The sequence below is a fragment of the Niveibacterium sp. COAC-50 genome (assembly GCF_013184235.1).
Taxonomy (GTDB): domain Bacteria; phylum Pseudomonadota; class Gammaproteobacteria; order Burkholderiales; family Rhodocyclaceae; genus Niveibacterium; species Niveibacterium microcysteis.
Genome location: NZ_JABCJM010000007.1, coordinates 134,242 through 155,674 on the forward strand (window position 1 = coordinate 134,242; position 21,433 = coordinate 155,674).

Below are 21,433 nucleotides of genomic sequence, written 5' to 3' on the forward strand. Positions count from 1 at the left end.
GACGCTGTCTGTGCGGCTACGCGCCGCGCTCTCGCTCCAGCCGAATCGCCGTGGCCAGATGGAAGACCGCCATTGCGTAGAAGCTGCTGCGGTTATAACGCGTGATCACGTAGAAGTTCTGATACCCCAACCAGTATTCGGTTGCCGCCTCGGGCGAGACGAGATCGATCAAGGCCGCGGGCTTGTCTTCGGCCGCAGGTGTATCGGCCGCAACCCCAAGGCGTTCGAAGTCCTGCTTGCGAAAGCTGGGTGCGATGCCCGCTTCCACCAAAGCGGCCGCGCGTTGCGGATCCGTCACGCGGGCCGGCACTGCGATGTCGCCGCCGCGTTCCCATCCATGCTGACTCAGGAAGCTCGCAACACTGCCGATTGCGTCGTCGGCGCTTGTGTCGAGCGATACTTTGCCATCTCCGTCGTAGTCGACCGCGTAGCGCCGGATGCTGCTCGGAAGGAACTGCGGCAGACCAAGCGCGCCCGCGTAGGACCCTTTGTAGCTGGTGACCGGCATCGAGGTATCGCGCGCCAGCAGGAACAACTCTCCCAACTCGCGCCGGAAGAGTTCCGCTCGCGGTGGGTAGTCGAAGGCGAGCGTGGCGAGCGCGGAGAGGGTCTGGAAGTTGCCCTGATTGCGGCCGTAGATGGTTTCGACGCCAATGATGCCGACGATGATGTCGGCCGGTACGCCGAACTCTGCCTCGGCGCGCGCAAGGGTGGCGGCGTGTTCGCGCCAGAAGGCGGTACCGGCGGCGATGCGCGTGCGGTCGAGATATCGGGCCCGGTAGCGTACCCAGGATTTCACGCTCGGGCTCGCAGGCGGAAGGATGGCCTTGATCACCGCGGGTAGGTAGCGCGCTTCGGAGAGGGTGGCGAGCACCTGGGGCTCGTTCAGCGATTCCTTCTGCGCGAGTTCGTGTGCGAAGGCTTTGACCTCGTCGCGTTCGCCGTAGGGTTGTGGCTCGGGTGCCGAGGCGCCGTGTGCGAGCGAATGTGCGCCGAGCGTGATGGCAAGGGCGATGGTGATGCGTTTCAGAAGGTGCGTGCGAGCCATTCGGTGATTGCGATTCTGAGCGCCTCGGCGTCTTCCGCCGATGCTGTGGGGCCGTAGATGAGGCGAGCGTAGCGCGCTGCGAATTCCGTGAGCGCAGCTTGCCATTCGGGGTGGATGGTACCTGCACGCGCCGCGAAGGCAATCGGCCCTTCGCTGATCGCCGGCACGAGTCCTTGTTGCGCGAGCTTGCGTAGCAGCAGTTGCCACGCACGTTCGGCTGGCGTCAGGCGGCGTCGGCTGCGGAACATGCCGATCCACACCGCTGCTTGCCAGAGGGCGCCGCTTGCGACGAGCCCCAGCGTCAGGTTGCGCCAGTCGGCATCAATACCCAGCCCGGCAAAGAGGTCGCGCTGCCGTTGGGCGGTATAGCCGAGAATCCACGTGTTCCATGTGTGCGACAGCGCCTCGGCGCGGTTGCGCAGCGTACGCAACCATTGCGACTCGATACGCACCAAGCCGGGAATCGGGTCGCTGGCGGGCAGGGACGCAGTCAGTCCGCCGTCAATGCGCCTCGGGGCCGCAGCGGCGGTTGGGTCCACACGGACCCAGCCCCGCTCACTGAGCCATACCTCCGACCATGCGTGGGCGTCGGATTGTCGAACGACCAAGGTGCCGTCAATCGGATTGATTTCGCCCCCTTGGTATCCGGCCACGACGCGGGCGGGCACGCCCGCCGCGCGCATCAAGACCGTGAAAGCATTTGCGAAGTGCTCGCAGAAGCCTTGCCGCGTCTCGAACAGGAAGTCATCCGCGGCATTTTGGCCAAGACGCGGAGGTGACAGCGTGTAGACGAAGTCGCCCTCGCGCAGGAATCGCAGCGCCGCTGCCACGCGATCGGCTGGTGCTGTCTGCTCTTGCTGAAGCTTCGCCCCGAATGCAGCGGTGCGCGGATTGCTGCCGGCGGGCAAAGCGAGGTTGACGGCCAGGGTGGCCGGCGCGGCGTCCAGGCCTATTTGGGCGTCGGCATAGCTTGTGATCGGCGCCCGTACGCGGCTGCGTATCGCCGCCCCGGCGAGCAGTACATTGAAGGCATCGAGCGTCTGACCTTCTCGCGGTGTTGCGTGCTCTAGCGCGAAGAGCCAGCGGTTCTGATGAGGCTCCAGTGTGATCACATAGTCGATCCGTCTTTTCCCCTGCGGCAGCGACGTCGCGCGAACTGCTGGCCTTGCCTGCCATTCAAGCCCGTCAAACTGGCTCATCACCGGGCCCCGGAAGTAGCGTTCTGCTGGCGGGGGCGGCGAGCCGGCGAACTCGACGCGAAAGGCAATCTCGCCGGACAGCGAGAGGTCTGCGATGGAGCCGGGGCGCATGCGATCCGACATTCCGGTGGTGGCGCTGGCGCCATCGGTGGGCATGCCCCAGAGCGGCGTGTCGATACGCGGGAAGAGCACGAACAGCAGCGCAGCCAGCGGCAGAGCGATGCCCACCATCCGCGCGCTACCGCTGAGGGCCGGCTTTAGAAGCAAGTCCGGTTGCTCAACCCGCAGCAGCGCAGTCAGCGCCAGCACGCAGGCGGCCAGCGCACAGACGGCGGTCAGCGCGCTCTGTTCAATGAGGAAGTAGCCCAGTTGCACGAAGAAGCAAAGCTGAATCGTGATGTGCGCATCGCGCCGCGTGCGGGCTTCCAGCATTTTCAGCCCCAGCAGCATGGCCAGCAGCGCAAGGCCGGGTGTGCGCCCGAACGCGGTGCCATAGCGCGCAACGGTGGTTGCCACTGCGACCGCCGCGATCAGCAGCAGCACGACTCGATTGGGCGGGCGAGCGGGCGTTGCAGCGTGCAGCCGCCACCCTTGCCACAGCAACGGCAGGCCCGCGACCAGGCCGACTTCCAGCGTCAGGCGTGGCAGCAAAGGCAGCAGGGTCAGCAAGACCGCTGCGAGGATCCACAGCTGGCCATGGCGATCGACTGGCTCGGACTTACGCATGCTCAGTCACCCCATGGCGGGCGAGTGCGTCGAGTACTTCACGCAGGTGTGCCGTGCCGCTACCGGGGGCGATGTGGCGGCCCGGTAGTTCGAGGCCGAAGCGCTGCTTTGCTTCGTCCGCTTTGAGTGCCCAGGCGCACAGGCGCGAAAGGCGTGCTTCAGTGTCCATCGATGCCGGGCAGTCGGCCCAGCGCAGCCATTGCTCACCGCCGGCCTCGGCCGCAAAGTGCTTCGTTGCCAGCGTGCCGCCCCGCGCGAGCTGTCGCCAGGCGATCTGACGCAGCGGATCACCGGTGCGGTAGGGGCGAAGGCTGTCGAACAGCACGCCGTCGCTACCCGGAACCGGGCGTCCTTCGCCGCTCCCGTGATGCGAGGGCGCCGTCGGCGGGTCTACTTCCGGGGTCGGATAGACGAGGCCGTACACGGCGGGCTCGAAATAGCTCCAGGCGACGATCAGCCCGAGTGGATGTCGGGTCTCCAGACGCAGGCGCCCGACCGGGTGCCGGCCGCGCGACTGGGCAGGCAGCGGCAAGCTCAGCGCTTGTGCGCCTCGTGCGGGGATAGAGAAACCCACTGGTGCCGACGCGGTATGCATGATCGCCAGCGACGGCCGTTCGCGCCCCGCCTGCTCCTGCATGACCAGAGACAGTGCGCGCGGTTCGCCGGCAAACACGGCGTCACAGCGTCCGCTCTGCAGCGTGACGCCAAGCAGGTTGCGATGCGCCCGCACCATGGAGAGGTGGCCTACGCCGGCCAGCACGAAAGTCAGCGCGAAGCCGAGCGACAAGGTGTAGTTGAGGCTTGCCAGCAGCATCGCCAGAAGCAGCAGGCCGAAGCTCAGGCCGGGTCCGGTTGGCAGCACGTAGATGCGTCGCTGGCCGAGCGTGACCGGCAGTTGCTCCGGTGGCCGGCCGCGCAGCATCCAGCGTTGCAGGCGCTCGCGCAGGGTTTGCCGCATCGAGATGCTCACGCGACAGGCGTGCCCTGCAGGAATTCGGCGACCAGCGCGTCCGGCAGATGACGACCATCCGGCGTGTGCAGGCGATGCGCTGCCACCGGATGCCATACCGCCTGAACGTCCTCCGGCGCCACGAAGTCGCGCCCCTCGGTGAGCGCATAGGCGCGCGCCGCAGCCAGGAGCGCAAGGCCGGCCCGCGGGCTCAGGCCGAGCGCGATCGCTGGATGGCTGCGTGTTGCGCTGACCAAGCGCAGCACGTAACGCGCGACCGGTTCGCCAACGAAGACGTCGGCGCAACTGGCCTGTAGCGCTGTTAGGGTGCTTCGGTCGGTGACGCGTGCGACGACACTACGATTTCGCCGGTCACGCCCGGCCAGCAGGGCGAGTTCGGCATCTGCCGGCGGGTAGCCGAGCGCCAGTCGCATCAGGAAGCGATCCAGCTGCGATTCCGGCAGTTCAAACGTACCCGCATGGTGGGCAGGGTTTTGCGTCGCGATCACGAAGAACGGATCCGGCAGCGGATGCGTTACGCCGTCGACCGAGACGCGGCGTTCCTCCATGGCTTCCAGCAAGGCGCTCTGAGTCTTGGGTGAGGCGCGATTGACCTCGTCGGCGAGCAGCACTTCCGAGAACACCGGGCCTGGCCGGAAGGCGAACTGTGCGTTTGCACTTTCCCAGACGGATACGCCGACGAGGTCCGCCGGCAGAAGATCGCTGGTGAACTGCACGCGCCGCCAGGCAAGGCCGCAGGCATCGGCCAGCGCATGCGCCAGGGTTGTCTTGCCGACGCCGGGTACGTCCTCGATCAACAGATGGCCCCGCGCAATCAGGCACGCGACTGCGAGCCGGATCTGCGCCGATTTGCCGAGAATGGATTCGCCTACCGCGGCGGCAATGGCATGGGCCAGGGCGCGCGCTTCGGTGATGGGCAGTTTTTGTTGTGGGCTCATGGTGTCGGTCGGATAATATCGGTATGGGGGAGGGTCGTCGCGTTTGGTCGGCCCATTTATTCAGATCAGAACGAGGCGGCGAGGGGCCACATGGCGACCGCATTCATCACGCATCCGGATTGCTGGATGCACAACATGGGGGCCATGCACCCCGAATGCCCGGATCGCCTCTCTGCGATTCAGGATAGATTGATCGCCTCCGGCATCGATTCGTTCCTCAATTTTCATGACGCGCCGCAGGCGAGCATCGAACAATTGTCGCGCGTTCATCCGAAGCGGCATGTCGAGGATCTTATCGGCAGTGCGCCGGAGCGGGGTATCAAGCATATCGACCCCGACACCGCCATGTGTCCGCACACCATCCGTGCCGCCCTGCGTGCCGCGGGCGCCGGCGTGCTGGCAACAGATCTCGTGATGCGCGGGGAAGTCGACAACGCATTCTGCGCGGTGCGGCCGCCCGGGCACCACGCCGAGCGCGATCGCGCCATGGGTTTTTGCTTCTTCAACAACATCGCCGTTGCGGCGTCTCATGCGCTCGAATCGCACGGCTTGAAGCGTGTCGCGGTGGTGGACTTCGATGTACATCATGGCAACGGCACGGAAAACATCTTCGCTGGTGACGAGCGGGTGCTGATGGTCAGCTTCTTCCAGCACCCCTTCTATCCCTACACCGGGGCGGATAAACCCGCGGCGAACATGGTCAATGTGCCGGTGCCTGCCGGTACGCGTGGCGATGTTTTCCGCGATATCGTCACAGACGTCTGGTTGCCGGCCTTGCGGAACTTCGCACCGGAGATGCTTTACATCTCGGCTGGGTTCGATGCGCACTACGAAGACGATATGGCGTCCCTTGGCCTCGTCGAGGCGGATTACGCTTGGGTGACACAGCAGTTGCGGCTGTTTGCCGAGCAGCATTGCGGCGGCCGCATCGTGTCGATGCTCGAGGGGGGCTATGCGCTGTCTGCACTTGCGCGCAGTGCGGTTGCTCATATCAAGGCGCTGGCGGACCTTTGACGCTGATTTTCCACGTATGCGCTAGAATCTCGGCTTTGTCTTTGTGGCGGCAAACGCATGATTAAGGGTTCGATTGTCGCGATCGTCACGCCGATGCGTGAGGATGGCAGCCTTGACCTGGCGCGGCTCAAGAGTCTTATCGACTGGCACGTCGCGGAAGGAACCGACGGCATCGTCATCGTCGGGACGACCGGTGAATCGCCGACCGTCAACGTCGAAGAGCATTGCGAACTGATCCGGACTGCGGTCGGACATGCCGCCGGCCGTGTGCCTGTCATTGCCGGAACCGGGGCAAATTCGACGGCAGAAGCGATTGAATTGTCGCAATTTGCAAAGTCTGCCGGAGCCGACGGCATCCTGTCGGTGGTGCCGTACTACAACAAGCCCACGCAAGAGGGCCTGTACCAGCACTTCCGCACGATCGCCGAAGCAGTCGATATCCCGGTGATCCTATACAACGTCCCGGGGCGGACCGGGGCGGACATGTCGAACGACACCGCGCTGCGCCTTGCCGAGATTCCGAACGTCGTCGGCCTCAAGGATGCAACCGGGGCGATCGATCGCGCGCTCGATCTGATCCTGCGAGCACCGGCCGACTTCGCGCTCTACAGCGGCGACGACATGACCTCGCTGGCCTTCCTGTTGCTCGGCGGCCACGGCGTCATCTCGGTGACGTCCAACATCGCGCCGCGCGCCATGCACGAAATGTGCGTTGCGGCGGCTGCGGGTGACCTGACTCGCGCACGTGCGATCAACGCCAAGCTGGTCGGTCTGCATAAGCACCTGTTCTGCGAACCCAATCCGATTCCCGCGAAATGGGCCCTTGAGCGTATGGGGCTTATCGGTTCGGGTATCCGTCTTCCATTGACGCGACTGACCGTCGCAAACGAATCCAAGCTGCTCGACGCACTGCGTCAGGCCGGCATTGAGGCCTGAGGAGTCTGCAGTATGTTCAAGCTGCAAAGCGTTGCACCGGTGTGCCTGCTCGTCGTGCTCGGCGCGTGCACGTTTTCAACCAAGGATGTGGGCAAGGTCGACTACAAGGCGGGCGCTCAACAGCGCGCAACGCCTCTGGATGTTCCGCCTGACCTGACCAAGCCGGGCCGCGATGACCGCTATGCGGTCGAAGGAGAATCGGCTGCAGCGACCCTGTCTGAATATCAGGCGGGGCGTAAGCCGTCGGCAGGCGGCATGGCGGTTGCCAGCGGCCCCGAGGTTGTTCCCGACGTTGCCAGAATGACGATCGGCCGCGCTGGTTCAGAGCGCTGGCTGACGGTGCCACTTGCTCCGGCCCAGCTCTACCCGAAGATCAAGACCTTCTGGTTGCAGAACGGCTATGCACTCGTCGTCGATAGTCCTGAAGTCGGCATTCTTGAAACGGACTGGCTTGAGAATCGTACGAAGATCAAGCAAGACATCGTCCGCGACACCGTCGGCAAGTTCCTCGATGGCATGTACAGCTCGCCGGAGAAGGATCGCTTCCGTACTCGTATCGAGCCGGGCACCCAGCCGGGTTCAACCGACGTGTTCATCAGCCACCGTGGGCTCGAAGAGGTACTGACGGGCGGCGTGGAGAAAGACTCCTCCGTCTGGACCTGGCGCAAGCCGGATCCGGGCATGGAGGCCGAGATGCTTCGCCGCCTGATGCTGTCGCTCGGCGTGTCCGAAGATCGTGCTAAGGAACTGATGGCTGGTTCGCCTGCAACCGACAAGGCGCGTTTCGAGCGTGCTGCCGATGGCGGCGCGGCGCTAATCCTGGCGGGCTCGATCGACGACGCATGGCGTCAGGTTGGTCTTGCGCTGGATCGCAACGGTTTGTTGGTCGAGGATCGCGATCGCGATATCGGCCTGTTCGATGTGCGCGTTGCAGGCGCGAAGGTGGAGCAGAAGCAGGAGAGCGGTTGGCTCGACAAGCTGGCTTTCTGGCGGAGTGCGCCGGCTGAGCCGGTCGTAAGCCCCGCTGCGCAGCTGAAGGCCGGTGCGGCTTATCGGATCTTCGTGAAGGGCGACGACAAGCGGTCGCTGGTGCGCGTTCTAGATAAGGACGGCAACATCGACAAGGGTGAAGAGGCCAGCAAGATTCTGAAGTTGCTTTACGAGCAGCTCAAGTAATTGGCGACACCCACAAAACGCGCCCGTTGGGCGCGTTTTTTTTTCGCCTGTAGATCTGGGTGGGCCAAATGGCCGCGTGCTACCAAATCGTTAGACGAAAAAAAGCCGACCCGAAGGTCGGCTCTTTCTTCCGCTGGCGCGAATTACTTGGCGGCGGACTGGTCAGCAGCCGGAGCCGATTGCTCAGCAGCCGGAGCTTCAGCGGCCGGAGCCGACTGGTCAGCAGCCGGAGCCGATTGCTCAGCAGCAGCCGGAGCGGACTGCTCAACAGCAGCCGGAGCGGACTGCTCAACCGGCGCTTCTTCTTTCTTGCCACAAGCGGTAACGGCCAGCGCCACGAGGGCGGCGACGAGGAGAGATTGCTTCATTGTTGGTTTCCCTTATCGATAAAGACAAACGCCAAATTCTTTTGGTCGGCACGGCTAGACGCCTAACCGATCTCAGATTCTAGCATGTTTTTCAAAGCTCAAGCGCTCTGCACCTACTGCTGCTGTTACGCCGGAGCCCCAAATCCGCTGCAATACCAATCATAAAACGCACAAAGCAGCGTCGGGTTGACAGCATTTGCGCTCAGTTTTCGATCGCGCGCCAAAAGCTTCAGGGCGGCGCGTTGCGCAGGCTCGGCGTCGAACGGTTCGCCGTTCAGGAAGAAGCGGTTTCCGCGGTATAGCAGCTGTGTCTTGATGTCGAGCCGAAAGCCGCGCTGGCCAACGGTTGTCGCGAATTTCCGCTCGCTCATCGGCAACTCCGGCGGCTCAAAGAAGACGTGGGGCTTGGGCTCGCTGAGGTAGGCGCCGAGAAAATTTGCAACTGTTTGTTTGTTCCAGCTGATCCGGGCGAGGGTGGCTGCGACTTGCTCGATCATTTCGTTGCTGATCTCGGCGCTATTCTTCGGGCGCTTCAAACCCGGGTCCGCATAGCGCCCCTTCAACGACAAGTTCTCCTGCAGATAGCCCAGAAAGGCTTCCGCCAACTCTTGGTGAGTTGCTGTCCGGAAACCAACCGAATAGGTCATGCATTCGCCGATCGCGACGCCGTCATGAGCGTATTGCGGGGGGAGGTACAGGAGGTCGCCAGGCTCGACCACCCACTCCCGCGAGGGTCGGAAGTCCTTCAGCAGGCGCAGCGGTGCCCCTTCGATGACGGTGAGGTCACGCTGGGCGCCAATGCGCCAGCGACGCTGGCCGACACCCTGGATCAGGAATACGTCGTAATTGTCGAAGTGCGGCCCGACGCCACCGCCGTCGGTGGCGTAGCTGACCATTAGATCGTCAAGACGCGCCTGGGGTATGAAATCGAACTGACGGAGAAGCGCGTCGGCTTCGTCGGAGACGAGGTTTGTGCCGGAAACAAGCACTGTCCAGGGGCCTTTCTGGCGCCACGCGCGACTGCTGAAAGGCCCGCGTTCCAGCTGCCATTGGCCGTCGGTGTTCCAGACGCGACGCGATTCGACGTCGTCGCGGGTGGCCAGCTCAAGCAGCTCGGGTTTGCTGAACACGCCCTTGAATTCTTTGAGCGCGCCACGTACCAGGAGCGGCTTGCGCTGCCAGTATTCGCGAAGAAATTCATCGGCACTTAGGCCGCCAAGAAGAGTGGAGATCATCGCAAGATTATAGCGACGACCGTTCGGAGGCCGGCTGGTACAATCCGGCCCCTTTTAAGCATGGGCTTCAAGGGGCTTGCAAATGCCAGTCGCTAAGGTTGAATCGCTGGACCACGAAGGGCGTGGCGTGGCGCGCGTGGACGGCAAGGCGATCTTCATCGAAGGCGCCTTGCCGGGTGAGCGGGTTGAGTACTCGAGCTACCGCAAGAAGCCGAAGTTCGAACAGGCGACGATGACTCGCTCGATTACGCAGAGCTCGCAGCGCGTCAAGCCGCGCTGTGAGTTCTTCGGCGTGTGCGGCGGTTGCAGCATGCAGCATTTGGAGCCGAGTGCCCAGGTGGCGGCCAAGCAAAGGGTGCTTGAAGACAACCTCTGGCACATTGCACGGATACGTCCTGCAATCGTTTATCCGGCGGTTCAGGGGCCGACCTGGGGCTACCGGTATCGTGCACGGCTAAGCGTGCGACAGGTACCGAGGCTCGGCGGCGTGTTGGTCGGATTCCATGAGAAGAAGAGCAGCTACATCGCGGACATGCGGTCCTGCGAGATCCTGCCCCCGCAGATCGGCCACAAGTTGACGCTATTGCGCGAACTGGTCGCGCAACTCTCAGCGCCGGATCGGATTCCGCAGATCGAAGTTGCGGTGACGCAGGATCGAACGGTGCTTGTGGTGCGCAACCTCGTGCCTTTGACGTCCTCAGACGTTTCGACCTTGTTGGCGTTTGGCGAAGCGCATGGATTCAGCATGTGGTCGCAGCCCGGGGGGCCAGACACCGTGCAGCCGCTTGCCAAGGGCGAGGGGCGCGAGCTGTTCTACACGCTGCCGGAATTCGGTTTGCGGCTCGCATTCCGCCCGACCGATTTCACGCAGGTCAATGTCGACATCAATCGTCTGTTGATTCGGCGGTCGATGCTGTTGCTTGATCCTCAGCCGGGCGAACGTATTGCGGATCTCTTCTGTGGTCTAGGCAACTTCAGCCTTCCGATTGCGCGCAAAGGGGCGCACGTCGTCGGCGTTGAAGGCAGTGCCGCGTTGGTCGCGCGTGCTGCCGCGAACGCCGCGGCAAATGGCCTGTCCGCGCGTAGCGAGTTCTCGGTGGCCAACCTCTTTGAGGCAACGCCGCGGAGCATTGCCGCGCTAGGGCGGCTGGACAAGATGCTCATCGATCCGCCCCGAGAGGGCGCGATCGCCGTGGTCAAGGCATTGGGTGACGATGCGCCGCGCCGCCTCGTTTACGTGTCGTGCAATCCGTCGTCGCTGGCGCGTGATGCGGCAGTGCTGGTCCACGAGAAGGGTTACCGACTGCAGGGTGCGGGGGTGGCGAACATGTTCCCGCATACCTCGCATGTGGAGTCGATCGCCCTATTCGAGCGCGACTAAGAAAACGGGCGGCCGAGGCCGCCCGTTGCATTGACTGGCGACGCGATCAGTCGCGGTCGCCGCCGAAGATGCCGAGCAACTGGAGCAGGCTGACGAATACGTTGTAGATGTCGAGGTAGATCGCCAGCGTGGCGGTGACGTAGTTCGTCTCGCCGCCGGTAACGATCCGGTTCACATCGTAGAGGATGTATGCCGAGAAGATGCCGAGGCACGCGACCGCCATGACGATCGACAGTGCCGGCAACTGCAGGAAGATGTTCGCCACGCCCGCGATCAGCGCGACGATCATCCCGACGAACAGGAACTTGCCCATGCCGGAGAGATCGCGCTTCGTTACCGTCGCAAGCCCTGCCATCGCGAAGAAGATCACGCCGGTGCCGCCGGCGGCCAACGCGATCAGGCTTGCGCCGTTGGAGAAGCCCAGCGTGTACTGCAGGCTTCGCGACAGCATCAGGCCCATGAAGAAGGTAAAGCCAAGCAGGAGCAGAACGCCCACGCTGCTGTTCTTGAACTTTTCGATCGCGAAGAAGAAGCCGAAGGCGACCGCCATGAAGAGCATAAAGCCCAGCATCGGGCTGCCGGCAAAGAACGAGAAGCCGAGTTGCACGCCGATGAAGGCGCCGAGGATCGTCGGCAGCATCGATAGTGCAAGCAGCGCATACGTATTGCGCAGCACGCGGTTGCGCGACGATGCAGCAATGCCGCCAGACGCGTAGGTGTTCAGGGTCATTCAGATCCTCCAGTGGAGTGTTTCAGTTGCGATTAAGACCGAGTGTGCGCCGAATGGTTCTGCGAGCCGCTCAGCGATCGATTTTTGGCCCACCGTGTTAAAATAGCAAATTGTGGATGGGTGGCAGAGTGGTTGAATGCACCGGTCTTGAAAACCGGCGGCCCTTCGCGGGGCTCGTGGGTTCGAATCCCACCCCATCCGCCATATTCTGAATAAGAAAAAGCGCCTTCCGAGGCGCTTTTTTGTTTTGCACGGCCCGCTTACGCTGAGTCTGATGCGGTCGATCAGTCATGGATCCTGCGGCTTTTCCGATAACCGGACAATACGTTGCGCACGCTGCTAGTCAAACCTTGCGCGAGAGATAGGCGACTGAGCTAGCGCGTCTGTACGCGAATTTCTCGGGGTTTAAGGGGCGCAGGCTCAGGCGTCCAGCGTGGCTGGCTGGGCCTCATCCATGAGCCATTGGCGCAGCGCGGCGGGGCCTTCTTGCCCCAACAATCCGTCCCGATACATCAGGTAGTAGGAAAGCCGGAGCGACACTTCGGTGCGGAAAGGGCTGACGAGTCGGCCGGCGGCGAGGTCGTATTCGACGAGAAGCTGCTGGCCGAGGGCGATGCCCTGGCCATCGATCGCTGCTTGCAGGGCGAGTTGTGTGTCGCTGAGCCCCATGCTGCGGCGCGCCTGGTTTTCCGACAGCCCGACTTCTTCCAGCCATTGCCGCCAGGTTGGCACGTGCGCGAGGCGTTGGGCGCTGCGGTCGTGCAGCAAGTTGTGCTCAAGCAGGCTGGGCAGGCCGTCGAGCTCTGCCGCGACCGCGGGGCTGCAGACTGGCAAGAAGCCCGTTGTGGCGAAGCGTTCGGTGACGGTGCCGCGCTCGGCGGATTGGCGCTCGGCGATCAAGAGGTCAAGCGAGTCGAGCGATTGCAGTTCGGGTTCGGTGATGACCTCGACGCGTAGGTCCGGGTTGGCATTGAGGAACCTGAACAGACGCGGCACCAGCCACTTGCTCCCAAGTGCGGGGGGGACGCCGATCCGGAGTGGCCGGGCGGTGTCCGAGAGCAGTAATTCGGTGGCCTGCTGGACCGAGCGGAAGGCCTCGCGGATGCGGGGCAGGTAGTTCTCTCCGGCTCCGGTCAGCAGCAACTGGTTGTTATGGCGATCAAACAGTTTCAGGCCGAGAAACTCCTCAAGCTGTTTGACTTGGTGGCTCACCGCGGCATTCGTGACGCACAGTTCGTCTGCGGCGCGAGTGAAGCTCATGTGCCGCGCTGCGACCTCGAACACGCGTAACCCGTTGAGCGGCGGTAATCGTCTGCGTGCGTGCATGCCTTGAGTCTGATTAATCGTTTCATTAAGTTTATGTAGTTTGCCATTTGCCGCGCCGCAGTCAAGGATTATCTTGTGGCGCCGGGCGGTCATGGGTGTCAAAGAATGTTAGAAAAAACAAGGTGCTCTCGTGCGTGTTCGGAGTCTGCCAAGGGGGCGCTTGTCTTGAGATTTAAGCTTTAAGCAAAACTGCCGTTTTGAGCCGCTGAACGTGGGAGATCCGGGCGGCACTCTCGAATGGGCTCTGGTGCGGCGCGAAAAGATGGAGCCGGATATGGCTTCGAGTGGCGCCAACTGGAACTGTGCAGCGATTGCGCCGCAGCACGCCGTGAAGGCGTTGGACTCGCGCGTGGAGGAAGATGGGCGGGCGATCGCCCGGGTTTGGATTGGGTGGGGTTGGTCGGCGTGGTCCGGCAACTCTGTTTGCAGCTTGCGTACGAAGATGCGTGTTCCTTCGCTGTAGTGGTGTCGGTCGCCCGTCTGGCGTCTTTAATTGGGAAGACTTGAATGATGAATCCGCAACAATGCGGTCGCGGGCTATGCCTCGCGTTGATGCTGGGACTGGTCGGGTGTGGTGGAGGCGGGGGGGCGACAGATGGAGGCTCGTCGGGAGGCGATACGCCTGCCGCCAAGCCGATTGCTGCATTTGCTCGCGGTGCTGATGTGGGCTGGCTGAGTGCAGAAGAGGCGGCGGGCTATCGCTTTCAGGGCGCAAGCGGCGTCGAGACCGATGCCTTCGCGCTGCTCGGCGCGAACGCGGTGAATGCGATCCGCCTGCGTGTCTGGGTTGATCCGGCCGATGGCTGGAATGGTGTTGCCGACGTCGTGGCGAAGGCGCGCCGGGCGCAGGCTGCCGGGCGGCGCATCATGATCGACTTCCACTACAGCGATACCTGGGCCGACCCCGGGCACCAGACGAAACCGGCCGCCTGGGCGACGCATGACTATGCTGCGCTGAAGGATGATGTTGCCGCGCACACCCGCGACGTGTTGGCGGCGCTCAAGCAAGCCAACGTGAGCGTGGAATGGGTCCAGGTTGGCAACGAGATCGGTGGCGGCATGTTGTGGCCGGAAGGCAGCTATCAGCATTTCGACCAGCTCGCCGGGCTCATCAACAGCGGCTACGCGGCGGTGAAGTCGGTGTATCCGGAAGCGAAGGTCGTGGTTCATCTGCAAAACGGCAGCGACGACTCATTGTTCCGTTGGTTCTTCGATGCGCTGAAGGCAGCGGGCGGGCAGTGGGATGTGATCGGGATGTCGCACTATCCGCCCGCGAATGACTGGCTGCGCTACAACCAGCTGATTGGCGCAACGATGGCCGATATGGTGAGCCGCTACGGCAAACCGGTGATCGTCACCGAAGTCGGCATGGATTGGCAGAAGGCGGCGACTTCGCGCGCGATGATTCGCGACCTTATCGCCCGCATTGCGCAACAGGGTGAGTACGGGCGCGGCGTTTTCTACTGGGAGCCGCTCGCTTGGCCCGGTTGGCAGGGCTACACGATGGGCGCGGTCGACAGCAATGGTCGCCTGACCGAGGCCTTGAAGGCCTACAGCGACTAGATCGGGGGGGCGTGTGGGTCGCGCTCAGTTGCGCGACCTGCGCACCCGCGCGGTGGAATCACGCACCACCAGTTGCGGCACCGAGGTCATCGCATGGCGCGGGACGGCGTTGTTGCCATCCTCGATCACCTCCATCATCAGCTGCACGGCCAGTTCCGCAGCCTCCTCCGATGGCACGGCGACGGTGGTCAGCGCCGGGCGCACCTGGTGCGCGAGCTGGATGTCGGTGATGCCGATGACCGACAGATCCGACGGCACTTCCAGGCCGAGATCCGCGGCCGCTTGCAGCACACCGATCGCCGGTAGGTCGTTCGAGACGAAGATCGCAGACAGATCCGGCACTGCGGCGAGCAGGCCGTGCGCTGCGTTGCGGCCAGCGTCGATGGTGTCGCCGCCGAAGCGCACTTCCTCGGGTGGGTGCGGCACGCCAGCGCGCGCCAGCGCATCGCAGAAACCGCGGTAACGCCAGATGTGGTTGCCGGTCGGCTCGCTACCGACCACGGCGCCGATGCGCGTGTGGCCAAGCTTGAGCAGGTGCTCGGCTGCGATCACGCCGGCTTGGTGGAAGTCCACGCCGATGTAGGGCAGCTCCGGCGCTTCGTCCGGCTTCTCCCACATGCACAGCACCACCGGCACGCCGCGGCGACGCAGCGCAAGCAGTTCTTCAACACGCACGAAGTCCGCGTTCATCACCAGCACGCCCTGCGCCAGCGAGCCGCCCACCGCATCGAGGTAGGCCGCTTCCTGCGCCGGGTCGTTGTTGGTGTTGCAGACGAGCAGGAAGTAGTCGCGCTTGCGCACCGCCTTTTCCACCGCGAGTGCGAACTCGGGATAGAACGGGTTTGCGATGCTGGAAACGATCAGCGCGATCGTGTGCGGACGCCCCTCGACCAGCGCGCGCGCATTCAGATTCGGGCGGTAGCCCAGTTGCTGCACGGCGGCGAGAACGCGCTCGCGGGTTGCCTCACTGACGCGGCCACGGCCACGCAGCACATTGGATACGGTGGCGGGGGTAACGCCGGCCAGGCGCCCGACTTCGACGAGGGTGGACATGAGTGGATCTTAGCAGCGTGACCGCAGGTGGGCTGTTCAGTGCGTGCTCAAAACAGCTTCGATGGCGTGGATTTCTTCCTGAGTGAGCGGCGCTGCGTTTGCTGCGGCCACTGCATCGAGAATCTGCTCGCTTCGACTCGCCCCGATCAGCACCGAGCTGATCGCTGGCTGGCGCAACACCCAGCTCAGCGCCATTTGCGCGAGCTTCTGCCCGCGCGCCGCGGCGATGTCGTTGAGAGCACGCACCAGCGCAAGGCGCGCCGGCGTGATCTGCTCCGGTTTCAGGAAGGCGCCGCGCGCGGCGCGTGAGTCGGCAGGGATCTCGCCACCGAGATAGCGGTCGCTCAACACGCCTTGCGCGAGCGGCGAGAAGGCGATGCCGCCTATGCCTTCATCGGCAAGTGCGTCGAGCAGGCCGCCTTCCACCCAGCGATCCAGCATGCTGTAGCGCGGCTGGTGGATCAGGCAGGGCGTACCCAGCTCGCGCAGCATCGCCGCCGCGCGGCGTGTGAGTTCCGCGGGGTAGTTGGAGAGGCCGACGTACAGCGCGCGCCCACTGGCGACGATGTGCGCGAGGGCTGCCATCGTTTCTTCGAGCGGCGTCTCCGGGTCCGGCCGGTGGTGGTAGAAGATGTCCACATAGTCCAGCCCCAGGCGCTGCAGGCTCTGGTCTAGGCTCGCCACCAGATACTTGCGCGAGCCCCAGTCGCCGTAGGGGCCGGGCCACATGGTGTAGCCGGCCTTTGTCGAAATCACCAACTCGTCGCGATAAGGCCTCAGGTCGCCTGCTAGCAGGGCACCGAAAGTCTCCTCGGCGGAGCCGGGCGGCGGGCCGTAGTTGTTCGCGAGGTCGAAGTGCGTAATGCCGTGATCGAAGGCGCAACGCACCAGGGCCCGCGCGTTCTCGAAACGATCGACGCCGCCGAAGTTGTGCCACAGGCCGAGCGAGACTGCGGGCAGCTTCAGGCCGCTGCGGCCGCAGCGGCGATAGGGCAGGGCGCCGTAGCGGTTGTCTGTTGGCGTGTACGGGCTCATGGCTGACTCCGGGTTCGGTCAAGGGGACGAGTATCCATCAGGCGGGCTCGTCTTGGGGGCCGACTTCCCATGCTGCGACGCTGGCGGCAGGCAGGACTTCGCTGCCGAGCACGAAGCGCGCGCCGGCTGGCGCGGGCACGCGCGCGCTGTGTGGGCCGTGGTTGATCGCGAACTGGAGCTTGCCGCGGCGGCGCAGGCGCAGGCCGTCGTCAACCCGCCGCACCATCACACCGGCCTCGCGTGCGCAGCCTTCGAGCTGGTCGAGCAGCAGCGCGGCGGCGAATCTGCCGGCGAAATAGCGCGCGTTGCCATGGCGCAGGATAGCCGGGTGGCCGTCGCCAAAGCGCGCCAGCACCTCGGTGGCGCCAAGCGGTTCGACGAAGTCGCGCCATGTGCCGGCACTCCCCAGCTCACGGCCGGCCGCCAGCACCGGGATGCTGATACCGGGCCGCAGGCTCTCCACCCGCGTCACCTGCATCGGCAGCAGTGTCTTGAGTGCGCCGGGCGGCAGCCCTTCTGGCACCGAGAAGCGCGCTGTCTTGGCGCCGCTGCGCGGGCCGAACACAAGTTGGGCGCCGCTGGCGCGCAGGCGCTCGACGAGTGTTTCGCTGATGGTGCTCAGTGCGGGTACGGCGATCAGTGCGTAGCCGGCGAGGCTGGTAGTACTGGCGGGCAGAATGTCGATGTCGAGGCCGAGCCGGCGCAGCGCGCTGTACCAGCTGAATACCTCGCTGTAGTAGTCAATGGTGGCGCCGTGCGGCTGGATCTCGTGCATCCATTTCGCGCCGTAGTCGAACACCAGTGCAACCCGGGCACGGCCGGCGGGGCCGGGCTGCAGGCGGGCGAGCTCACGCGCGACCTGGGTGGCCTCGGCACCGCCGACGTCGATTTGATTGTCGGGCGTGTGCAGGCCCGAGTGCATCTGCTCCTGTGCGTAAGGCACCTGGCGCCAGCGGAAGTAGGAGACGACTTCGGCGCCGTGCGCGAAGGCCTCCCAGGTCCAGGTGCGCACCATGCCGGGCAGCGGCGCGGGGTTGGCGTTGGCCCAGTTCACCGGGCCGGCCTGTTGTTCCATGACCCACCAGCGGCCTTTGCAGACGCCGCGGTAGAGATCGTGGTTGAAGGCGGACACATCGGGGTGGCCGGTGCGCATCCAGCGCAGGCGATCTTCGTCCGCGATGAAGTGCGCCATGTCGGTGAAGCCGAGCGGGTAGTTGTCCCAGCTCGCCACGTCCAGGTCGCGGCCCATTTCGTGGTGTTCGAACTCGGCGAAGAAACCCATGAAGTTGTGCAGCACGTCGCGGCCCGGCGAGTGCGCGCGCAGGATCTCCGCCTGCATGCGGTTGTAGCGGATCACCTCGTCGGACGCGAAGCGGCGGTAATCCAGTGCGTGGATCGGATTGGCGAAGGTCGGCAAGGCCACCGGTGCGCCGATCTGATCGAAGCTGCTGTATTCCATGCTCCAGAACACGTTACCCCAGGCCTCGTTGAGCGCGGCAATCGTGCCGTAGCGCTCGGCCAGCCAGCGCCGGAAGCCTTGCACGGCTGCGGCAGAGTACGAGAGCACCGTGTCGTGGCAGCCGTACTCGTTGTCGGTCTGCCAGGCGATCACCGCCGGGTGCTGGCCGTAGCGGCACGCCATTGCCTCGACGATGCTGCGGCTGGCGGCGTGAAAGGCTTCGTTGGAAAAGCAGTAGTGGCGGCGTGAGCCAAAGCCTTTCGGGTGGCCGTGGGCATCCAGCGCCAGCATGTCCGGGTGTTGGTCGAGCAACCAGCGTGGCGGAGCGGCGGTCGGCGTGCCGAGTACGATCTGCAGCCCCGCGCCAGCCAGTGTCTCGATTGCTTCATCGAGCCACGCCCAGTCGTACTGGCCCGGTTTCGGCTCGAGCTTGCTCCAGGCGAACTCGGCAATCCGGACAATGCGGATACCCATCGCGTGCATGCGACGCGCGTCGTCGGCCCACATTGCCTGCGGCCATTGTTCGGGGTAGTAGCAGACGCCAAGCTGCATCGTCCGGGCGGGTAGGGGCTCCATGTTCCGACGAATCCTATTGGTGAGGTTAAGCGATTAACGCGCTGCGAATCATACGCGTCCGCCGATGCTTGTCACCTGGCTTGTACGGGTGGGGTTTGGTTTTTGCGTTGGATCAAAAGCCCTGGCTACATGCAGAACTTGCAAGCGCGCTGGGTGTTTGCTTTGTGAGGGCCTTGTGCAGCAAAGGGTTGGCGACCAAGCAAGGGTTCTCTGTTTGACGAGAATTGCGAATACGTAGGGGTTTACCCTCATTGCTTGTGTATCATCGAAACCTGAGACTGCGCCGAAACTTAAACGCTTAACCAAAAACGTGACCTCTCTGATCTCGCTCAGCCTTCCTGCCGACCTCGCTCCCGTGGAGCGTGATTTCCTCAACCTCGGGCACTACCAGCCGGCGACGCGCCGCCTGACGGTCAACAGCCGCTACGTTGAACTCGATGGCAAGCCGTGGCTGCCAGTGATGGGCGAGTTCCACTACTCGCGCTATCCGGCCGACGAGTGGGAGGCAGAACTGCGCAAGATGCGCGCCGGTGGCGTCAGCATCGTAGCCAGCTACGTGTTCTGGAATCACCACGAAGCCGAGCGAGGGCAGTTCGACTGGGCGGGCTCGCGCGATCTGCGTCGTTTCGTGCAGCTCGCAGCCGCCGCGGGGCTCTACGTCTATCTGCGTCCCGGTCCCTGGGTGCATGCGGAGTCGCGCTATGGCGGCTTCCCGGACTGGTTGATCGGCATCGGCGAACTGCGCTGCAATGCGCCGGCCTATCTCGCTGAAGTCACCCGTTTCTATCAGCAGATCGGCGCGCAAGTGGCGGGCCTGATGTGGGCGGACGGCGGCCCGGTGGTTGGCGTGCAGCTTGAAAACGAATACGACCGGACCGGCCCTGGCTGTGGCGCCGAGCACATCGCCGAGCTCAAGCGCATCGCGATCGAGGCTGGCCTGCGCGTGCCCCTCTACACGGTGACCGGCTGGCCGACGCTGGATATTCCGCCGCACGATGTGGTGCCGGTTTCCGGCGCCTATCCGGATGGCTTCTGGCAGGGCAGCAGCGAGCCGCTGCCGCCGTCTGGCGTGTTCGTGTTCAACACCGAACGCGCGATCGGGGAGATGGGCAACGTTGGCGGCACGCCAGCCGAAGGCCGTGTCGACAAGACGCACTATCCGTTCTTCCTCGCCGAGGCCGGCGGCGGCATGCATGTTTCCTACCACCGCCGCCCGACGCTGATGGCCGACGATCTGGCCGCGACGACGCTGGTGCAGATTGGCTCCGGCGCCTCGCTGTACGGTTACTACATGTATCACGGCGGCACCAACCCGCTTGGCCCGCGCCGCTATAACGAAACGCAGGACACCGGCTACCCCAACGACGTTGCAGTGCTGGGCTACGACTTCCGCGCGCCGCTCGGGCAGTACGGCCAGACGCGCGAATCCTATGGCCGGCTGCGCTGTCTGCACCTGTTCCTGCAGGCCTTCGGTGAGGAACTGGCGCCGATGGAAGCTGTGATGGCCGAGGGCGCGAGCCTCGACGCCGCGGCACGTGAGCCGCTGCGGGTTGCCGCGCGCGGTGCCGGCGAGCAGGGTTTCGTGTTCATCAACAACCATGTGCGCCACCACCCGCTGCCGGATTTCCCCGCAGTGCAGATTTCAGTCAAGACGACGGCCGGTGAGCAGCGCTTCCCGCAGGTCGACGTGCCGACCGGCGCCTACACGATCTGGCCGCTGGGTGCGCGTATCGGCGCAGCGGTGCTGCGCAACGCTACCGTGCAGCCGCTGACGCGCTGGGTCGAGGATGGCCGCACGACCTGGGTTGCGTTCGTGCATCCGTCGATCGCGCCGAGCCTTGCGTTCGACGCCACAACCGTCACGGTTGTCGACGCCGGCGGCGCGACGCTTGAAACCGTAGGCAACGACTTGATCGTTCGCCCGGCTGGCGGCGCCCCGGCAACGCGCTTGCAATTGATTGATGCCTCGGGTGTGCAGCACGAGGTGCTGCTGCTCGACCGCCAGCTCGCCGAGCAGGCCGCCCGCGTGCAGTTCCGTGGCCGTGAGCGGCTGGCATTCAGTGAGCATGCGACCTACCAGCGCGGCGCCGACATCGTGGTGGCTTCGCCCGCCGCGCAGGCCGCGACGATCAGCTTCTTCCCCGGCGATGACCTCGTCGGCGATGCGCTGGGCGCCGGCATCGTGCGGGTGACGGTGGCCGAAGCCGCGGCAGCACCGCTCGCCGCCGAAGTCGGTTTCACGGTGCAGCAGGATCAGCCGATGCCGCCGGCCGTGCGCCTCGGTCCGCACATTTCCTGGCGCTCCGGCCCGGTGCCGCTCGCACCGGACGACGCTGAATTTGCAGACGCCACGACGGTGCGCCTGCAGCCGCCCGCCGAATGGGCCGGCATCAAGGGCCGCCTGCTGGCTGAGATCAACTACGTTGGCGACGCTGCCCGGCTTTACGCCGATGGTGTGCTGGTCGACGACAACTTCTTCGACGGCGAACCCTGGTACGTCGGCCTCGATCGCTTCATCCGCGACGGTCAGTGGCCAACGTTTGAACTGCGCATCGTCGCTGCACGACCCGATTTGCCGATCTTCCTGGAGGCCGCGGCGCGTGAGCGTCTGAACAATGCCGCGCATCGCGGCTGCCTGGTGACGGTCAAGCTCAGTGCATGGCGCGAGGCACTCCTCGCTTCGGCGATCTGACCGAACAG

General features: G+C 64.3%; 17 protein-coding genes and 1 tRNA gene. 7 read left to right on the top strand and 11 right to left on the bottom strand.

The genetic code is table 11. The features are described from left to right. Window positions 1-16: 16 nt before the first annotated feature. Genes mltB through HH302_RS19965 form a run of 4 tightly spaced genes read right to left on the bottom strand, consistent with a single transcriptional unit; the run spans window position 17 to window position 4,881 of the window. The gene (mltB, locus tag HH302_RS19950) at window positions 17-1,048 is read right to left on the bottom strand and encodes a lytic murein transglycosylase B (RefSeq protein ID WP_172204389.1); all 1,032 of its coding nucleotides are present in this window, start codon (window positions 1,046-1,048) and stop codon (window positions 17-19) included. Continuing rightward, window positions 1,027-2,973 (bottom strand): DUF3488 and transglutaminase-like domain-containing protein, encoded by a 1,947-nt coding sequence (locus HH302_RS19955; protein WP_172204391.1) that lies wholly within the window; start codon window positions 2,971-2,973, stop codon window positions 1,027-1,029. The genes mltB and HH302_RS19955 overlap by 22 nt, the downstream gene beginning before the upstream one ends. After that, window positions 2,966-3,931, bottom strand: coding sequence for a DUF58 domain-containing protein (locus tag HH302_RS19960; protein WP_172204393.1), 966 nt, complete (start codon window positions 3,929-3,931; stop codon window positions 2,966-2,968). Before HH302_RS19960 ends, HH302_RS19955 begins: the two co-directional genes overlap by 8 nt. 8 nt (window positions 3,932-3,939) lie before the next feature. Further along, the gene (locus tag HH302_RS19965; protein ID WP_172204395.1) at window positions 3,940-4,881 is read right to left on the bottom strand and encodes a MoxR family ATPase; all 942 of its coding nucleotides are present in this window, start codon (window positions 4,879-4,881) and stop codon (window positions 3,940-3,942) included. Window positions 4,882-4,971: 90 nt separating this feature from the next. Between HH302_RS19965 and HH302_RS19970 the strand changes: the two genes are divergently transcribed. Genes HH302_RS19970 through bamC form a run of 3 tightly spaced genes read left to right on the top strand, consistent with a single transcriptional unit; the run spans window position 4,972 to window position 8,007 of the window. Next, the gene (locus tag HH302_RS19970; RefSeq protein ID WP_246479837.1) at window positions 4,972-5,895 is read left to right on the top strand and encodes a histone deacetylase family protein; all 924 of its coding nucleotides are present in this window, start codon (window positions 4,972-4,974) and stop codon (window positions 5,893-5,895) included. A 57-nt stretch (window positions 5,896-5,952) separates the two neighbouring features. Further along, the gene (dapA, locus tag HH302_RS19975; RefSeq protein WP_172204397.1) at window positions 5,953-6,831 is read left to right on the top strand and encodes a 4-hydroxy-tetrahydrodipicolinate synthase; all 879 of its coding nucleotides are present in this window, start codon (window positions 5,953-5,955) and stop codon (window positions 6,829-6,831) included. A 12-nt stretch (window positions 6,832-6,843) separates the two neighbouring features. Further along, window positions 6,844-8,007: an outer membrane protein assembly factor BamC gene (gene bamC / locus HH302_RS19980; RefSeq protein ID WP_172204399.1), complete on the top strand. Its 1,164-nt coding sequence runs from the start codon at window positions 6,844-6,846 to the stop codon at window positions 8,005-8,007. Between the two features lie 143 nt (window positions 8,008-8,150). Here bamC and HH302_RS19985 read toward each other — a convergent pair whose 3' ends face one another. Continuing rightward, window positions 8,151-8,375 (bottom strand): hypothetical protein, encoded by a 225-nt coding sequence (locus HH302_RS19985; RefSeq protein ID WP_172204401.1) that lies wholly within the window; start codon window positions 8,373-8,375, stop codon window positions 8,151-8,153. Window positions 8,376-8,500: 125 nt separating this feature from the next. Next, window positions 8,501-9,610 carry a cupin domain-containing protein gene (locus HH302_RS19990; RefSeq protein WP_172204403.1) on the bottom strand — a complete coding sequence of 370 codons (1,110 nt, stop codon included), beginning with the start codon at window positions 9,608-9,610 and terminating at the stop codon, window positions 8,501-8,503. 82 nt (window positions 9,611-9,692) lie between these two features. On the opposite strand from HH302_RS19990, the gene rlmD reads away from it, so the two are divergent. Beyond that, window positions 9,693-10,991, top strand: coding sequence for a 23S rRNA (uracil(1939)-C(5))-methyltransferase RlmD (gene rlmD / locus HH302_RS19995; RefSeq protein ID WP_172204405.1), 1,299 nt, complete (start codon window positions 9,693-9,695; stop codon window positions 10,989-10,991). A gap of 46 nt (window positions 10,992-11,037) precedes the next feature. Here rlmD and HH302_RS20000 read toward each other — a convergent pair whose 3' ends face one another. Continuing rightward, on the bottom strand, window positions 11,038-11,721 hold the full coding sequence (locus HH302_RS20000; protein WP_172204408.1) for a Bax inhibitor-1/YccA family protein: 684 nt from the start codon (window positions 11,719-11,721) through the stop codon (window positions 11,038-11,040). A gap of 114 nt (window positions 11,722-11,835) precedes the next feature. Here HH302_RS20000 and HH302_RS20005 point away from each other — a divergent pair. Then, window positions 11,836-11,925, top strand: a tRNA-Ser gene (locus HH302_RS20005). Between the two features lie 216 nt (window positions 11,926-12,141). Here the strand turns inward: HH302_RS20005 and HH302_RS20010 are convergent. Next, complete coding sequence (locus HH302_RS20010; protein ID WP_216661996.1) at window positions 12,142-13,140, bottom strand: LysR substrate-binding domain-containing protein; 999 nt, start codon at window positions 13,138-13,140, stop codon at window positions 12,142-12,144. 414 nt (window positions 13,141-13,554) lie between these two features. Between HH302_RS20010 and HH302_RS20015 the strand changes: the two genes are divergently transcribed. Continuing rightward, window positions 13,555-14,610 (top strand): glycosyl hydrolase 53 family protein, encoded by a 1,056-nt coding sequence (locus HH302_RS20015; RefSeq protein WP_253946246.1) that lies wholly within the window; start codon window positions 13,555-13,557, stop codon window positions 14,608-14,610. A gap of 24 nt (window positions 14,611-14,634) precedes the next feature. Here HH302_RS20015 and HH302_RS20020 read toward each other — a convergent pair whose 3' ends face one another. The 3 genes from HH302_RS20020 to HH302_RS20030 are packed head-to-tail and all read right to left on the bottom strand — an operon-like array spanning window position 14,635 to window position 18,733. Continuing rightward, on the bottom strand, window positions 14,635-15,663 hold the full coding sequence (locus HH302_RS20020; protein WP_172204410.1) for a LacI family DNA-binding transcriptional regulator: 1,029 nt from the start codon (window positions 15,661-15,663) through the stop codon (window positions 14,635-14,637). 36 nt (window positions 15,664-15,699) lie between these two features. After that, on the bottom strand, window positions 15,700-16,698 hold the full coding sequence (locus tag HH302_RS20025; RefSeq protein WP_172204412.1) for an aldo/keto reductase: 999 nt from the start codon (window positions 16,696-16,698) through the stop codon (window positions 15,700-15,702). 37 nt (window positions 16,699-16,735) lie between these two features. Next, the gene (locus HH302_RS20030; RefSeq protein ID WP_253946247.1) at window positions 16,736-18,733 is read right to left on the bottom strand and encodes a beta-galactosidase; all 1,998 of its coding nucleotides are present in this window, start codon (window positions 18,731-18,733) and stop codon (window positions 16,736-16,738) included. A gap of 310 nt (window positions 18,734-19,043) precedes the next feature. On the opposite strand from HH302_RS20030, the gene HH302_RS20035 reads away from it, so the two are divergent. After that, a complete protein-coding gene (locus HH302_RS20035; RefSeq protein WP_172204414.1) occupies window positions 19,044-21,425 on the top strand; it encodes a beta-galactosidase in 2,382 nt (793 codons plus the stop codon). Window positions 21,426-21,433 lie beyond the last annotated feature (8 nt).